Raw genomic sequence first — 15372 nt, forward strand, 5'->3', positions numbered from 1 at the left:
ACCGGGGGTACCTCAAGGTCTACGCTCGTCTCTTCTGCGCACCGGCGGGGTCCTGCAACGCGAAATCCCGCAGGTTTTCGAGTTATTTTTTGGCGGGGGCGCATGCGCTTGATGTGCATCGCGCCGAGCTTCTCCGGTTCCGGCACGGGCGGACGGGGCGCCCAAACGCTATATCTAGTAGCAGGCGCCGCAGAGCGCCCCCATTCCATAGGAACTCGCCGATGACCCTCGCCCTCGACGGCGCGACCGTTCGCACGCCTGAGCAACACCGCCGCATCGTCGCCAGCTGGGCAATAGGCGCCCCGGCGAACGACAGCGACATCCTATCGCGCGACCGGCCGGGCATGGGGCGCCACGCTGACCTGGCCGGCATTGCGCCCGCGCTGCGCACCTGGCGGAGCCTGTGCCAACCGGCCGAACCACTGACTACGAACTGGATGCTCGCCGCAGCCAACGACAGCGCCGCGGACGAGCCGTTCGACTACTACGAAGACGAGTGGGCCGAAGCACCTCCGCCGCCCTCCATCGATAGCGAGATGGAGATGCGCCCGCGGCCAGAAGAGATCATGCGCGCCATGGGGGATGTAGAGGTGGCCCATAGTGAGTGCGGCGGCCCGGCCGTGCCCGCCGGGGGAGACATGGATCTACACCCCGACAGCGCACCTGCCATCATCGGCGGCACTCCCTGCGCCCCGCTGGCCCGTCTGGGCGCTCTGCGCTTCGCAGGCGGCGAGACCTATGAGCGCGTGCTCGCGCGCCGTGAGGATGGCGCCATCGAGAAGGCGGATCGCCGCATCCCGAAGGGAGCACTCACCCATTGCGGCGGCTTCCCTGCCCGTGATCGCCTCACCACCTGGCGAGGCTCCGCAGGCGGTGCCGTGGATCCGCAGGCGGTGGTGCCGCCGCCCAGCTTGGACGAACGCATAGATGCAGGCCGCCTGGCGTGCCGGGTGCGGCAGCGGCTGAGTGCTGACGACGTCACGGTGCTCGACGCCGCGCTCGAGGCGCAGAACTTCGCGGACATCGGCAGGCTGTTTGGGCACGACGGAAAGACCGCCCAACGTCGCGGGAAGATGTTTCTGCGGGACGCTGCGACCCACCTTCAGGAATTGCTGCAGGCGGCATAGTCCCTTTCTGGCGCCTCGCGCGGAATAATAATGAAGGGCTGGCGAGCCCCTTACCCCAACTACTTTAGCCCCGCTTCGGCGGGGCTTTTCTTTTCGTTTCACTATTGGCATGAGCCAAGGGCCAAACCATGCTTTCCCACCATCATGACCCGACCATGACCGTCTGCGAAGTTGCAGAACTGCTCGGCGTATCCGAACACGATCTCCGATCTCGGCTTGCCCGCGGCGCCTCCGGCTATGTCGGCGAGAAGTCCAACGGGCGAATTATGTTGTCGGTCCGAGACGCCTACTTACTCGGCATCGCCTACGCGCTGACCGCGGCCGGTTGGCCGGTGAAATCGGCCAATGCTGCCGCCGCGACCATGGCCGGCACCGAGCCCGATTCTGACAGGTTCGTGCTGTCGCGCCCACTCGGCCCGAAGCGTTTCGAGCTTCAGGCCGGCAATTGGGACGACCTGCACCCGCACGCGGATGCCGCGGTCACTGTGATCGCACCAGCGATCATATGGGACGCCACCACGCGCACTTCCTCGAAAATTATGGAGGGCTGAATGGGCCTCTTGTCAAAGAACAAGTCGGTGGCGGCCGAATCTTACCGCGTGCCGCCGCTGACCACCGTGCCGGAATATGCGGCGCTGATCGCCAAGCGCGCCGAGTTGCTGGATAAGCAGACTGCCACCATCCGCGAGCGCCGGAAACTCGAGAAAGAGCTCGCCACCGCCCCGGTGCCCGCCTACCGCGCTGGCGTCGCGACCTTGCTCGGTGAAGATACTGTCGCGCAGACCAGCGTCCACGGTCGGCTCTCGGAGCTTTCTCAGCTTGACCGGGACGTGACCGCGGCCCTCACCGTCCTGGACCAGCGCCTGCGGGAGGCGCGCGGGCGCGCAAGCCGCCTTGTGTGCGACGAGGTGCGGCCCGAATACGGTCGTCGCGTTGCGGCCTTGTGCCGGGCCATGCATGCCCTCGATGCGGAGCGAAAATCTTACGACGAATTGCGAAGCCAGCTCGAAGTTGAAGACATCGCCTGGTCGACGCTTCGCCCGATGAATCTCGGCTGGATGGGCAATGCGTTTGATGGTGGTCATATCGAGGTCTTTTTGAAGAACGCGCGGGAGGCCGGTTACTATGGCAACTGAACGCGCCGACGCGAAGCCGGCCAAGAAACCGCGGAAGATTACTGTACGCGGCAAGACCTTTACTGGCACTGATAGAGATCCGATGGCTATCGCTCTGACTCTGCGCAGCGACGGGATGGCCACTCGCCTCGCACGTCTGGAAGCCGCAGAGCGGAAGGTGCGCGGTGGGAAATGAGCAGGAGCGCCGTACCGAGGCAGCCCCGGAGACCCGAGGCACTTCGATCAGCGGCTATGCCGCGCGGTTCAACAGCCCAGCCGTGATCGGCGGTGCCTTTCGGGAGATCCTCAGGCCGGGCAGCTTTCGTCGCAGCCTTGCGGAGAGCCCCGACGTGCTCGCGCTGCTTCACCACGACGCCGGTCGAATCCTAGGGCGCGTGTCCGCAGGGACATTGCAGTTGCGCGAAGATGAGAGGGGGCTGCGCTTCGAGCTCGAAGCCGACCCCAGCACTCCAGACGGGCAGACGGCGATCGGTACCGTGACGCGCCGGGACATCAGGGGCTGCTCCATCGGCTTTCGGGTGGTGGAGGAGGACTGGGACACCGACGCCTCTGGATTCCCCATCAGGACCATCACAGATGTCGACCTCATCGAGATGTCGCTGGTCGGTTGGCCTGCATATGAAAGCACCAGCGCAGACCTCGGGGGGCAACGCAATGTTGCCGCGTCGGCGGAGCGCCTGCGCCAAAAGGCAGAGGCCGCCATGAGGCTGCGTGGGATCGGGTGACTGGGGGCTGGGCCAGAAGGCCAGTCGCCTCTGATCCTCGGACCTGTGGGGTCCCACAACGCACACGTCTGCAATTGAAAATATGACCCCCATGCAAACGAAACTCGACATTCGCGGTCTTCGTGAAGTCGCGAAGGGCTTGGAGCAATTCAAGAAATCAACCCAGACAGGTGTACTCGCGCGGGCGCTGAAGCGCGCTGCAAAACCCGTCGAAAATGCCGCACGCAATTACGCTCCGGTGGACGAGGGCGACCTCAAGGCATCCATCGGCACGAAGGTAATTCGGCGCAACGCCGGCAAGGCAGCCTTCGCTGAGGCCATGCACGATGGTGCCACCCGAGCGGAAGCTGGCCAGGCGGCGCGGGAGGCCAACCGTGCAGCGAAAGGCGCAGGCGCCTCGGCCACTCTCAGGGTGCAGGCCTCGGCCCGCCACGCCGCCTGGAACGAGTACGGCACACAGAAGATGCCTGCGCACCCGTTCATGGCACCGGCCCTAAGGGCCAATCAAACCGTCATCACCAGCAGCATCGCCGATGATCTCGCGAGCGAGATCGAAAAGACGGCGAAGCGCGTAGCGGCGCGAGCCGCGAAGAAGGGCTCAGCATGAGCATCAACATAAAATTCGATATCGCCCGCGTCGTCGTCGCCGAACGCACGCTGGGCAAGAAGGTCGGCGACATCGTTGCCGAGGCCCAGTCTGACACCGGAATGTCGCTCGCTGCCCTACGCGTCCTGCTGGCCGTCGGCAGCTTCGACCGCCGCTGGCCCATGGTGCCTCCCGTTATCAGCTGGATCGACGAGCGGCGTGCGGACGAGCTCCTGCACAAGCACGGCCTGACTACCTGCGCTGCTGCGGTCGGTTCGACCCTTGGCGCGTTCCTGCGCTCGATCGAGAAGGAGGCCGCGTAATGGCTTCATCGGCGGGCGCGGTATTCGTCGACCTTGGGCTGAGCAGCGCCAGCTTCCACAGCGGCCTGCAGAAGGCCGGCAAGGATCTCGATGGCTTCGGGAAGGACGCAAAACGAACGGGCGGCATCGCTCGCGCTGCTCTCGCCGGTGTTGGAGATGGACTTCGCGCTGGCCTGGCTGGGCTCACGATCGCTGGTGCGTTCGCCGGGCTGAAGGCGGTGACGTCGGATCTGGCGCAACTCAACGCCGAGGCGAAGCGAGCCGGTGTCGGCGCCGAGGCATTTCAGGAACTGGCCTACGCGGCGAAGCAGTCCCGCGTCGGGCTGGACGCCCTGACGGACGGCCTCAAGGAGCTTCAGCTGCGGGCCGACGAATTCGTCGTCACCGGACAGGGTAGCGCCGCTGAGGCGTTCCAACGGCTTGGCTATACAGCCGAGGATCTGGGTAAGAAACTCGCCGAGCCCGATAAGCTCTTCGAGGAGATCATCGACAAGCTGGCGAAGCTGGACCGCGCCTCGCAGATCCGCATCGCAGACGAGTTGTTCGGCGGCACCGGCGGTGAGCAGTTCGTGCAGTTGCTCGACCGCGGCGTCGGCAGCGTGGCCAAGCTCCGGCAGGAGGCGCGCGACACCGGCAACGTCATCTCTCAGGAGATGATCGACAAGGCCGTCGAGTTGGACCGCCAGTTCGACAAGATCGCGAACACCGTGTCGACGAGCCTGAGATCCGCGCTCGTCGGCGTCGTGAACGTCATGTCGCAGTTCGTCGACATGCTTGGCGACGTCGGCAACCAGAGCACTTCGACCATCCAGAAGCGCCTCGACCTCGCGAAGGCGGCACTGCCCAAGTACAAGAGCTACGGCTTCAGCGACGCCTATATCGCCGAGCGCGAGGCGGAGATTAAGCAGCTTGAGGACGAGCTCGCCCGCCGCCCCAAGGCCGTTGTGACCGTGAACGCTCGCCCGGCGGCAGGTGCTGGCGACAAGATGGCCGGCCTGGACAAGGGGTTCCAGACCAACCTGCAGAGCTTCATCGATTCCGCGAACACCATGGGATTCAACATTGGTGTGACCTCCGGATTCCGCACGGTCGAGCGCCAGCAGCAGCTTTGGAACGAGGCGCTGAAGAAGTACGGCTCCGTCGCTGAGGCGCGGAAGTGGGTGGCTCCGCCGGGCTCCAGCAACCACAACAAGGGGCAAGCCGCCGACCTGTCGTTCGGCTCCGATGCTGCCCGCCAGTGGGCGCATGACAATGCGAAATCGTTCGGGCTGAACTTCCCTCTCTCCAATGAAAATTGGCACATCGAGCCGGCTGGTGCGCGTGGTGGCGAGTCTCAGGCCGACGCCTACAAGGATGTGGTTTCGTCCGCCAACGAGCGCATCCGACAGATGCAAATCGAGCAGCAGGCGCTCGGCATGACCACGCAGGCTGCGGCGGCGTACCGGTTCGAGCAAGATCTACTGGCCGAAGCTCAACGCCAAGGCATTGAGCTCACCCCCGAGCACACGGCCGGCCTGCACGCGCTGGCGCAGCAGTACGGCAATCTGCAGGCTGCTGCGTCGGCCTCCGTTGATGCCCAGCACCGTGCTGCCGAGGCGGTAGCCGAGGTGAATAGCATCGGGCGTGATGTGATCGGCGGTGTGATTTCCGACCTGCGTGCCGGTGCCGATGGAGCGGAGGTATTTGCGAACGCCCTGTCGCGGGTCGCCGATCGGCTGGTGGATATCGGGCTGAATGCCCTATTCCCGACTAACGGCTCAGGCGGGCTGCTGGGTTCGCTCTTCGGCTCGCTGTTTGGTGGCGCGGCCGGCTTCTCCTCCGGCGGCTACACCGGCTCGGGCGGCAAGTACCAGCCCGCCGGCATGGTGCATAAGGGCGAGTACGTCTTTGATCAGGCGTCCGTTCGTGCGGCCGGTGGCCCTGGCGCTCTCGACGCGATGCGCCGCGGCCTGAAGGGGTACGCCAGCGGTGGCTATGTCGGCAGCGCGCCGACCCTGCCGAACGTGGCGGGCGTGGCGCGGCAGGCTCCATCCATGTCGTTCCACACCACTGTCGACGCCAGCGGGTCGACAGTGAGCGAAGCGCAGATCCGCGCGATCGTGGCTGAAGGCAACCGGCAGACGGTCAAGCAGGTGCGTCGATCCGTTAGCGGGTGGACGCAGGACGACGCGATGCGAGCTCCGGCTCGGCCCGGCACTCACTCAAGGTAGGAAAACCAATGAAGACCTTCTTACTGGCCGCCTTGCTGGCGGCCTTTTTCGTTTCGCCGGCCAGTGCTGAGCCGATCAGCATGATCATCGCCTCCACCATGTTCCCCGGCCTAACCGGCACGGCTTTGGGCATCGTCTCCAGCGCCCTGCCTCTCGGCGTCACCGCCACCATCCATCTCTTCCGAAAGGCTCGCCCGTGACCGCTATCATCGCCATGACCCAGTCGCACCCCAACCGGGTCGTTCATCTCGCCACAGACTCATTGGCGGTGACGGATGCCGGGCGGGTCAACATGCCGAAGATCGCCACGATCCCGCACCTGTCCGCGGCGATCGCGGCAACCGGCGCATACAGCGTAGCGTCGATCGTCGTTCACGAGCTCTGCCGTCAGGCGCAGTCGCTCCCCGCTGCCGCCAAGGCGCTGCCCGACGCGCTGCGACGGGTGAAGACAATGGACCCGACATTCGGTGAACAGGCGGTCGTGCTTGCCGGCCTGGCCGACGGCAAGGCTCAGATCTGGTACTGCGCGACGCTCGATCAGCCCGATCTGCCGGCGTTCGAGGCGAAAGACGTGGGAACGTTCTTCGCAACGCCGATCGACCATAGCTGCATCGCTAAATTCCACCTGCCGAACGACACTGACTATATAAATCCGACTCGCGACTTCCCGCGCTACATGGGCGTGATTCGCGACGCGGACATCAAGAACGAGTACGGCGAGAAACTCGTCGACTGGGTCGGCGGGCCCGTCGTGCTGACGTCGATTTCCGCCGACCGCATCGAGCAGCGCCCCGTCGGCGTGGTGCCGGAAGTTGCGGCGCGGCGCGGACTGCTGGGGCGGTGGGGGTTGTAGAGTCTATAGCCGCGGCAGCCGCCGCCCCCCGGTGGGCAGACAGCCAGTCCGGCCAGCCGAACATAGCCTCAAAGGCTAGGCAGAAGACCGCCACGACGGTGCTTGCCCAGCTGACGCCCGTCATCGCAGCGGCGACATAGAAGGCGGTGGCCGATACCGCCTCCGGCCTCGGCGGTGCCGACGCTGCGGTGTGCCGCCTCCGTCGCGCCATCGATGGAGCAGCCAGCAAGATCGGCTACACAGTGCTCGCGATCGTGACCGGCGGGGTGCTCGTGGTCATTTGGGCGGGGATCAAGGTCTATGTCCTCAGGCAGTGAGCGCCTGCGCACCAGTCTCGATGCCCCAACCGGCGTCTTCTGTCTGCCCATCTATGCCGTGCGTTTCTGACACGGCCTTCCGCGAACCAGTGGCATAATGCATCCAATTTGTCAACAAAATTAGCAATCAAAGGTTGTTGACTGGGGCATCTTCTACCCTAGTCATTTTGCCTATAGTCTCCGCCGATCATCTGGATAGATTTGACTGGGGGAAGGCGGATTGGGACAAAGGGGCTAACGGTGCATCGGTTGCTGCAAAAGATTTCGGACATCAAGGCGGAAGTTGAACAACGGCAGTGGCATACTGCGACTTACGTTGCGAAAATGCTCGAACTAGAGGTCATCGACGCCATCCGGGCCAGCCGGGAGGCCGGCGATGTAGGTGTCAAGCCGGACGAGGTCCGCGTCACTCACCCGCCCGAGCAGTCCAGTTCGTAATCGTGTCAGCGCTTCTCGCGCGATTGACGGCGACCAATCATCTTTCGCGCGAAGCGTTTGGTCGTGCATGATGATGCGGCCGACAATGTCTTCATCAAATGTTTCGTGCTGGTCGGCGCGTGCTATTGATCCTATCGACTGGTCGCTGTTTGGCACTCTGCGCCCCTCAATCCGAGATCATGGCGGAATCAAGCACAACCGTGGGTTTTTTGAGGCGGGCGGGCCTGGAGTAACGAGACCATGAGCGTCATGGCGGAGAGGCTGAACGAAATTCGTGCTGAGGTGCGAGCCGGTCAGTTTGAGCGTGCCCTTTATCTCGCCGAACTGCTGGAGTTGGAGTTCAACGACGCCATCACCAACGACCGGATCGTGGTCGGCGATGATGGCGATCTGGACATCCAGCCGCGACACATCGTTCGCCCGCATACCGAGGCGCCGCGCGGTTCTTGACGCGCGGTCTAACCCCGCGGCGCCTTCACGATCATCGCCAGATCGTTGTGCCTGGCTCGACGACGGTACCGCCCGGCACCTCGATATAGTCGGCGCTGAAGGCGATCCGAACATACTTGCATTGCGACGACCTATTCGCCGTGGGTGGGCATACAAGTTAATGTGCCGCCGAATTCACTTGGCGAGCTTCTGCAAAGCACAGACAGCATTCAAATGGCTGCTGAGTTGGGTAGGCTGGATTTCATTGCGGCTATACTAGAGTGCGTCGCGTTGCTGATTGCTGTTTTTGGCTTTCTTGGCTTTTGGGCATTGCGTCCCTTGGTAGCCACCCGCTAGGCCACCAGCTATCCTTCCTGCCATGGTAATCCACCACACCCACCCTCCGAAGACGTCCGTGCGCCATAGGGGCGCACCGGCGATTGTCGGAGGGTCACATGCACCACAAGCGGAAACGCCCGAAATCAACGCGGGCGGGATGCCTTCTTTGTAAGCCTTGGAAGCGTCAGGGCACCTGTCTGCACGATCGCGATAAACCCTCAGATATGCGGCGACGGCTTGTCGCCGACGAGAAGGTGCGCGAGTTCAAGTGCGACTAGCCCAGAGGACGCAATGGCCAAATTCTGTCGTTGCGTCGCCCATCAGCAGCAGCCCGCGCAGAAGCGGCAGAGAGGGCGGGTACGGGTGCTAACGGCCACACTGGCCGCTAGCGGCGATTTCTGGGGCGCGTAAGGGGCATCGTGCGGACAGCAAGGGATAGGCCGCCTTCGGGACGGCCTTCGCTTACATTCAGGCTGCACCCGACCACGGATACGACGTTGGCTGCCCCGCCCTATGGCGCCGCGCTAGGAGATTGTTGGCCTGAGCGCCGAACAGCCTGCCGTGTGACGCTCGAGGTGTTCTTCGTCAGCCGCAGCAGCTTGCGATGAGCCGCCAGCACCTGCCGCCAGTGGTGCTCGCTGAGCCGGAGCATCGTAGCACGCTCTTTTCGATCCGGAGAGCGTCTTACCATGGCAAGGGCAGCAGATAGATCCTCAAGGGCTAGCTCGAGATCCGACACGGTTTCGTTGATATCCGACATGACCCGCCCCGAGTCCTCTAGGTGGCATCCTGCCATGGATGCAACCAACGTCAAGGGCGCTGGCGCGCCGAAGGATGGGCGGCCGGGCGTGACTAAGGGGCTAGTAACGCCCGGCCTAGGCCTGCGCTCGTAACACCGGGGTTGCGGTGAGGGGGAGCGTCACGCCGTCCATGAATTCGATGGCTGGGCACGCTGACCATAACGTGCCCAGCCTGCCGATGCCCGAGGGCTGGGAGCCAGGCACCGGCCTTTCAGGGTACCGGCTCGAATGGTCACAGGCAACCGCGTGCCTATGCCTCGAGGCGCTGCTGCAAATCGGCCAGCACGTACAGCCGGATGGCGGATGATAGGTTGGCGCCGTACGGTCGGCTTGTGTCGATTTCCCGCACCAAAGCGCTGAGGGGCTTGCGTTCTCGATGCGCGATATTCTTGAGGGCCTCGAAGAATTCCGTTTCCAGTGAGACGCTGGTTTTTCGTTCTCCAACAACGATCGAACGCTTAGTTATCTGTCTCGGCATCGCCCCCTCCGCATAGCCGGCACATGTTGGGGTTACCCTATTACCCTTGCGTCAGTGGATGCAAATGGTCGGCGCGGACAGCTGCGCGCCCACCTACCCCTGCCGCTCCCGTAGTCGCACGCCGGGGCCGTTACCGTTCTGATCGATGAAGATCACGCCTGCCGTCTCGAGGGCGGCACGGATGGCTGCAACTGCGTCCGAAGACACTCTAGCGCCGGTGCCGGTTTCAAAACGCTTTACCGTTGGCAACGACATGCCCGCGGCTTGCGCGAGTTCGGTCTGAGACCAGCCGATAAGCCCTCTGGCGGCGCGAGACTGAGCGGGTGAAATCATGCTTGACCAATTTTGGATCATTTCATATGATCCTTTTTGTATCATGCATCTTTCGCCGGAGCAAAGCCATGACGCCCAACACCCTTAACGCTTCCCTACCCGCCCAGAACGACAACGCCCTCAAGCCGCCCCACGCGCCGCGTCACGTACTCAGGGACGCCCTGGAGCGCACCGGCAATGACGAGGCGCCGGCCGCTCAGGGCGACTATAGAGGCCCCGACGCCGAACTGATCGCACTCGGTGCAGAATTCGACAGCTTGCACGCGGCGTGGGTGCCGCTCTGGCGTAGGCAAGCTGAGCTTGGCAAGCCAACGGATGCCGCGAGACAGGCAGCGATCGACACGCTCCGCCGTCAAACCGGCAAGCACGAGCTTTCCGACAGTGCCTACATGGCGGTTCACGCGGCGGCTTCGGCCGCTACCGGAATGGACGTCGCCGAGGCTGCGAATGATGCGGCTATGGAATGCATGAACCTCGTCGCCGATCAGATACGCGACCTGCCGGCTACCACAGCGGCCGGCTTGCTCGTGAAGGCGCGAGTGCTACTCAGCGAGGTTATGCCGGCAGGTGACTATGTTGACGTCGCACCTGAGGGCCGCGACTGGCCGGCGGAGTGTTTTTTCGGCTTCCTTGCCGACATCGAGCGCCTCGCCGGGAGGCCGTCTTGAACATGCACATCTCCGCACCCACCCCGCACTCCGACCACGATGAGCTCGTCGCGTTCTGCGAGCGGATGGGCGACCCGCTCCCAAAGTTCCTCACCATGGCGGACCTTCGCAGGCCCTATCATGAGGCGCCCAATTTCTTCGAGGTGCAACTCTCTACCTGGCGACAGACCGGGCAGATGGACCCCGCACCGGCCGAGAGCCTGATGCTGGTGCTATCCAAGAGATTCCTGCGAAGACGGGCCGCGCTCAATGCTCTGATTGCGCAAGCACAGGTCTTGCACCGCTCAGCGATGGCGGCGGCCCGCCGGGCGGACGGCGCTTTGGATCTCGACGACGTCGACGCGATCAAGGCAACGAACGGCTACGTCTCTGTGCGCGACGAATGCAGGCGCGTGGAGCGGGAGTTGTTCAGGGCGGCTCGTCGGATCCTACGGTATCATCCCGCCTCAGCGTTGGGGCTCGCCCTGCTGAAGGAGGTCGAGCTCTTCGCGTTCATGTTCGACCGCCCGTCCGTTTGGACGCGACGTTCAACCACAGCAGCGGTGTAGCCCTGCCACCCAGCGCCGCCGCGCGAAGGTGCGGCGGGGCATCGCCATAGGCCGTTATGGCAAATTGCATATTGGGCGTTGAAAAGCGCCAAAAAACCCAATGAAATCAAGGGTTGATGGTGCCCAGGGACGGAGTCGAACCGCCGACACTGCGATTTTCAGTCGCATGCTCTACCAACTGAGCTACCTGGGCGTAGCCGGCACGGCGTCAACCGTGCGGAGCGGGGCGGTTTATAGAGTCTCCATCTCCGCATGTCCATAAGAGGCGACGGAAAAATGATGCTTTCCCCAACTTGTCCCCACCAGGGCCTAAGCATGCGTTTGCAAAGGGTTTTCTGCCATGTCGTTGAGGACGGGGGCGGCGCCTGCGGGCCCGTGTGGAGCCCGGTGCGGCGCTTTCCCGTACGCTTTCAGCCGAGCATCGGCCGATGCAGGTGAACTGGTACAGGTGAAGAGGCGCCGGTGTACCGGCGTCGTTGATCCCGCCCGCAGGCCGGAAACGTACGCGTGGCAACTCGCTGGGCGAGAGCGCGACACCTCGTCAATCTGGTGGCCCTGATCGCTCTTCACGATATCCGTCACCGAAGGCCGTGAGCTCAATTCACGGGGATCCTCAGTCAAGTCTCTATAGCTTGGTTGCCATGCGCATGCCGGAGCCCACACAGCGGTACACGGCAGCCGTCAGGCGGCTTCGCGGCGTTGCAGGTCTATCCGATCTTACGGCTCTCTGGGCGAACGCGGCACCAACGACACGTCCTCGCCGTCCTCGTCTTCCTCGGTGCTGCCGGGAATCGAGTAGCTGCCGGACAGCCAGCGATGCAGGTCGACATCGGCGCAGCGGCTCGAGCAGAACGGCCGATAGCGCGCAACGGCCGGCTTGCCGCAGATTGGGCACGGCCGGGCCGCGACCTTGTCGGTAGGCTCGTCGCTCATGCCGGGTTCCCCCAGCGGGCGTGCACCGGAAAATGCTCGCCGGCCAGCAGCGCCACCGTTTCGGCGAGCGGCAGGCCGACGACATTGGTGTAGGAACCCACCATCTTGACCACGAAGGTGCCGGCCAGCCCCTGTATCGCATAGCCGCCGGCCTTGCCGAGCCATTCGCGGGAGGCGACATAGGCCGCGATCTCTTCGCCCGACAGGCGCTTGAACCGGACGCGGGTCTCCACCAGCCGGGTGCGGACCCCGCCCTTCGGCGTCATCAGCGCGATGCCGGTATAGACGCGGTGCGCGCGGCCGGAGAGCAGGTGCAGGCAGTCCTCTGCCTCCTCGCCGAGCTCGGGCTTGGGCAGAATGCGCCGCCCGACCCCAACCACCGTATCGGCCGCGAGCAGATAGGCGCCATCATACTCGCTGGCCGCGCGGCGGCGGGCATCGGCGGCCTCCAGCTTCTGGCGGGCCAGGCGCAGCGCCAGCCGGCTCGGAAGCTCGGCGCGCTCGGGGGTCTCGTCGATGTCGGCCGGCAGCAGCGCATCGGGCTCGATGCCGGCTTGGGCGAGCAGCGCCAGCCGACGCGGCGAGGCGGAGGCCAGGACCAGGGAGGGGCGGGGACTCACGCAGAAACTCCTTGTGCCGTCGGTGAATCCGACGGTCCGAATGGCCGGCACGCTACTGGAAAGCCGCGCCGCTGTGAACGCCGTCGGCCGTGCTCACGGTCGGAAACGCGCGCGAATCCGCGTCTCCAACTCGTCGCGTACCGCGCGATAGGCGTCGAGACATTGCTCGCGATTGCCGGTGACGAGGGTCGGGTCCGGCGTCGGCCAATATTCCACGTCGAGGGCGTTGCTCCGGGTGAGCTCCAGCGCCCGGTGATGCGCGTCGGGGGAGAGGGTGATGACGAGATCGAAGGCAAGCCCTTCATTTTCCTCGAGTTCTTCCAGCGTCTGCGGCCGGTGCCGGCTGACGTCGAGGCCGATCTCCTCGATGGCGGCGGTGACGAACGGGTCGACCTCGCCCTTCAGCACCCCCGCCGAGCCGACATAGATGGAACGCCCGAACAGATGGCGCGCCAGCACCGCGGCCATGGGCGAGCGCACGCTGTTCTGCCCGCACATGAACAACACCGCATGCGGACGCGCCTTGCCGCGGGCCGGGTCGAGTAGCGGCTGCGCGGCTTCCATCACCGCTCTCAACCCTTCCAATGCAAGGCGCAGACGAGGGTGAACAGCCGCCGCGCGGTGGTGAAGTCGCAGGCGACCTTGTCCTTCAGCCGCTCGCGCAGCAGCTCGGAGCCCTCATTGTGGAGACCGCGCCGGCCCATGTCGATCGCCTCGATCTGCGAGGGGCTCGCACGGCGGATAGCGTCGTAATAGCTTTCGCAGACAAGGAAATAGTCCTTCACCACCCGGCGCAGCGGGCTGAGGGACAGGTGGTGGGACACCACCGGTTCGCCGTCCTGCCGGGTGATGTCGAGCACCAGCCGGTTGTCGGCCAGCGATACGGTGAGGGCGTAGGGGCCGGGATGCGGATCGCCGAGCGGGGCGAAGCTGTTTTCCTCGATCAGGTCGTAGATGGCGATGGCGCGCTCATGCTCGATGTCGCGGGTGGAGCGACCGATCGAGGCGGGATCGAGCCGCACCGCCACCAGGCGGCGCGTATCGAGATGAGGATCATCGCCGTCCGCCATGCCTGATATCTCAAAGGTTTAGGCGGATGGCGACCGAGCGGGCATGGGCGCCGAGCCCTTCCGCCTCGCCGATGGCGATGGCGGCGGGGCCGAGGGCGCGCAGCTGCTCGGGTCCGCATTTGAGGATCGAGGTGCGCTTCATGAAGTCGAGCACGCCGAGCCCGGAGGAGAAGCGGGCCGAGCGGGCGGTGGGCAGCACGTGGTTGGAGCCGCCGACATAGTCGCCGATCGCCTCGGGCGTGTGGGCGCCGAGGAAGATCGCCCCGGCATGGCGGATCTCAGCCGCCAGTGCCTCGGGATCGGCGGTGAGGATTTCGAGATGCTCGGGGGCGATGCGGTTGGCCAGGGCAGGGGCGTCGGTCAGTGCAGTGAGGTGGACGATGAGGCCGAAATCGGCCCAGGAGGCCGAGGCGATGTCGCGTCGGGGCAGGGTGGCGAGCTGGCGCTCCACCGCCGCCTCCACCGCCTTGGCCAATGCGGGGCTGTCGGTGAACAGGATCGACTGCGCGGCGGTATCATGCTCCGCCTGCGCCAACAGGTCGGCGGCGATCCAGTCGGGGTTCTGGTCGCCATCGGCGATGACCAGCACCTCGGACGGGCCGGCGATCATGTCGATGCCCACCGTGCCGAACACCTGCCGCTTAGCAGCGGCGACATAGGCGTTGCCCGGCCCGACGATCTTGGCGACCGGGGCGATGGTGGCGGTGCCATAGGCGAGCGCCGCCACCGCCTGCGCGCCGCCGACGCGATACACCTCGTCGACTCCGGCGAGGCGGGCCGCCGCCAGCACCAGCGGGTTGAGAACCCCGTCCGGCGAGGGCACCACCATGGCGAGCCGGCCGACGCCGGCGACCTTGGCTGGCACTGCGTTCATCAGTACCGAGGAGGGGTAGGCAGCGGTGCCGCCCGGCACATAGAGCCCGACCGCGTCCACCGGGGTCCAGCGATGGCCGAGCTCGACGCCGATGGCGTCGACATAGCGGCCGCTCTCCGGCAACTGGCGGGCATGGTGCGAGCGGATGCGCTCATGGGCGAGGGTGAGCGCCTCCAGCGTCTTGGGATCGGCAGCGGCCACGGCGGCGTCGATCTCGGCTTCGGTGACGCGGATGCCGACCTTGGCGAGGTCGATGCGGTCGAAGCGCCGGGAATAGTCGATCAGCGCCGCGTCACCGCGCGCGCGCACCTCGGCGACGATCTCGGCGACGGCGCGGGTCACGTCCTCCGACACCTCGCGCTTGGTGCCGAGGAAGGCCTGGAAGCGGTCCGCGAAATCGGGCGAGCGGGTGTCGAGGTGAAGCGGCATGGTAGGTCCTGCAAGCGGTGGCCGGATGGGCGACCCTTCCCCGCGCCATGGATCGCGGCGGGGCCGGGTCATCCGTATCGCAATCGCCTCGCCGGATGACAAGAGCATCCGCGTCGGGGCAGGGGCGCGCGAGGTT

The 15372-nt window shown here is 65.0% G+C and carries 21 protein-coding genes and 1 tRNA gene; 14 read left to right on the forward strand and 8 right to left on the reverse strand.

Annotation, left to right across the window (positions count from 1 at the left end):
* Positions 1 to 221: 221 nt before the first annotated feature.
* The 12 genes from LGR54_RS24585 to LGR54_RS24640 all read left to right on the forward strand — a co-directional run bounded on the left by LGR54_RS24585 (position 222) and on the right by LGR54_RS24640 (position 8165).
* Positions 222 to 1127 carry a hypothetical protein gene (locus tag LGR54_RS24585; RefSeq protein ID WP_230364597.1) on the forward strand — a complete coding sequence of 302 codons (906 nt, stop codon included), beginning with the start codon at positions 222 to 224 and terminating at the stop codon, positions 1125 to 1127.
* Positions 1128 to 1255: 128 nt separating this feature from the next.
* Positions 1256 to 1678: a hypothetical protein gene (locus tag LGR54_RS24590; protein ID WP_230364598.1), complete on the forward strand. Its 423-nt coding sequence runs from the start codon at positions 1256 to 1258 to the stop codon at positions 1676 to 1678.
* Positions 1679 to 2263, forward strand: coding sequence for a hypothetical protein (locus LGR54_RS24595; RefSeq protein ID WP_230364599.1), 585 nt, complete (start codon positions 1679 to 1681; stop codon positions 2261 to 2263).
* Positions 2264 to 2427: 164 nt separating this feature from the next.
* Positions 2428 to 2988 (forward strand): HK97 family phage prohead protease, encoded by a 561-nt coding sequence (locus LGR54_RS24600; RefSeq protein ID WP_230364600.1) that lies wholly within the window; start codon positions 2428 to 2430, stop codon positions 2986 to 2988.
* A 91-nt stretch (positions 2989 to 3079) separates the two neighbouring features.
* Positions 3080 to 3595, forward strand: coding sequence for an HK97-gp10 family putative phage morphogenesis protein (locus tag LGR54_RS24605; RefSeq protein WP_230364601.1), 516 nt, complete (start codon positions 3080 to 3082; stop codon positions 3593 to 3595).
* On the forward strand, positions 3592 to 3897 hold the full coding sequence (locus LGR54_RS24610; protein ID WP_230364602.1) for a hypothetical protein: 306 nt from the start codon (positions 3592 to 3594) through the stop codon (positions 3895 to 3897). The genes LGR54_RS24605 and LGR54_RS24610 overlap by 4 nt, the downstream gene beginning before the upstream one ends.
* A complete protein-coding gene (locus tag LGR54_RS24615; RefSeq protein WP_230364603.1) occupies positions 3897 to 6107 on the forward strand; it encodes a M15 family metallopeptidase in 2211 nt (736 codons plus the stop codon). Before LGR54_RS24610 ends, LGR54_RS24615 begins: the two co-directional genes overlap by 1 nt.
* An 8-nt stretch (positions 6108 to 6115) precedes the next feature.
* Positions 6116 to 6307, forward strand: a complete 192-nt coding sequence (locus tag LGR54_RS24620; RefSeq protein WP_230364604.1) for a hypothetical protein — start codon at positions 6116 to 6118, stop codon at positions 6305 to 6307.
* Positions 6304 to 6960, forward strand: a complete 657-nt coding sequence (locus LGR54_RS24625; protein WP_230364605.1) for a hypothetical protein — start codon at positions 6304 to 6306, stop codon at positions 6958 to 6960. The genes LGR54_RS24620 and LGR54_RS24625 overlap by 4 nt, the downstream gene beginning before the upstream one ends.
* Before the next feature lie 146 nt (positions 6961 to 7106).
* Positions 7107 to 7277: a hypothetical protein gene (locus tag LGR54_RS24630; protein ID WP_230364606.1), complete on the forward strand. Its 171-nt coding sequence runs from the start codon at positions 7107 to 7109 to the stop codon at positions 7275 to 7277.
* Between the two features lie 249 nt (positions 7278 to 7526).
* A complete protein-coding gene (locus tag LGR54_RS24635) occupies positions 7527 to 7715 on the forward strand; it encodes a hypothetical protein (RefSeq protein WP_230364607.1) in 189 nt (62 codons plus the stop codon).
* A 240-nt stretch (positions 7716 to 7955) separates the two neighbouring features.
* Entirely contained in the window at positions 7956 to 8165 is a 210-nt protein-coding gene (locus LGR54_RS24640) for a hypothetical protein (RefSeq protein WP_230364608.1), read from the forward strand.
* A gap of 1368 nt (positions 8166 to 9533) precedes the next feature.
* On the opposite strand, the gene LGR54_RS24645 is transcribed toward LGR54_RS24640, so the two are convergent.
* Positions 9534 to 9761: a ribbon-helix-helix domain-containing protein gene (locus tag LGR54_RS24645; protein WP_230364609.1), complete on the reverse strand. Its 228-nt coding sequence runs from the start codon at positions 9759 to 9761 to the stop codon at positions 9534 to 9536.
* A 93-nt stretch (positions 9762 to 9854) separates the two neighbouring features.
* Positions 9855 to 10139, reverse strand: a complete 285-nt coding sequence (locus LGR54_RS24650) for a multiprotein-bridging factor 1 family protein (protein ID WP_370638277.1) — start codon at positions 10137 to 10139, stop codon at positions 9855 to 9857.
* Positions 10140 to 10162: 23 nt separating this feature from the next.
* Between LGR54_RS24650 and LGR54_RS24655 the strand changes: the two genes are divergently transcribed.
* Complete coding sequence (locus LGR54_RS24655; RefSeq protein ID WP_230364610.1) at positions 10163 to 10762, forward strand: hypothetical protein; 600 nt, start codon at positions 10163 to 10165, stop codon at positions 10760 to 10762.
* Positions 10759 to 11310 (forward strand): hypothetical protein, encoded by a 552-nt coding sequence (locus LGR54_RS24660; protein ID WP_230364611.1) that lies wholly within the window; start codon positions 10759 to 10761, stop codon positions 11308 to 11310. The genes LGR54_RS24655 and LGR54_RS24660 overlap by 4 nt, the downstream gene beginning before the upstream one ends.
* Positions 11311 to 11427: 117 nt before the next feature.
* Here the strand turns inward: LGR54_RS24660 and LGR54_RS24665 are convergent.
* The 6 genes from LGR54_RS24665 to hisD all read right to left on the reverse strand — a co-directional run bounded on the left by LGR54_RS24665 (position 11428) and on the right by hisD (position 15236).
* Positions 11428 to 11503: transfer RNA gene (locus LGR54_RS24665), tRNA-Phe, on the reverse strand.
* Between the two features lie 524 nt (positions 11504 to 12027).
* A complete protein-coding gene (gene yacG, locus LGR54_RS24670) occupies positions 12028 to 12243 on the reverse strand; it encodes a DNA gyrase inhibitor YacG (RefSeq protein ID WP_230364612.1) in 216 nt (71 codons plus the stop codon).
* Entirely contained in the window at positions 12240 to 12863 is a 624-nt protein-coding gene (locus tag LGR54_RS24675; protein WP_230364613.1) for a Maf-like protein, read from the reverse strand. Before LGR54_RS24675 ends, yacG begins: the two co-directional genes overlap by 4 nt.
* 93 nt (positions 12864 to 12956) lie before the next feature.
* Entirely contained in the window at positions 12957 to 13427 is a 471-nt protein-coding gene (locus tag LGR54_RS24680; RefSeq protein WP_230364614.1) for a low molecular weight phosphatase family protein, read from the reverse strand.
* An 8-nt stretch (positions 13428 to 13435) separates the two neighbouring features.
* Positions 13436 to 13933 (reverse strand): UPF0262 family protein, encoded by a 498-nt coding sequence (locus LGR54_RS24685; RefSeq protein WP_230364615.1) that lies wholly within the window; start codon positions 13931 to 13933, stop codon positions 13436 to 13438.
* Between the two features lie 10 nt (positions 13934 to 13943).
* Positions 13944 to 15236, reverse strand: a complete 1293-nt coding sequence (hisD, locus tag LGR54_RS24690; RefSeq protein WP_230364616.1) for a histidinol dehydrogenase — start codon at positions 15234 to 15236, stop codon at positions 13944 to 13946.
* Positions 15237 to 15372: the final 136 nt, after the last annotated feature.

The organism is Ancylobacter sp. Lp-2 (assembly GCF_020523795.1).
Taxonomy (GTDB): Bacteria; Pseudomonadota; Alphaproteobacteria; order Rhizobiales; family Xanthobacteraceae; genus Ancylobacter.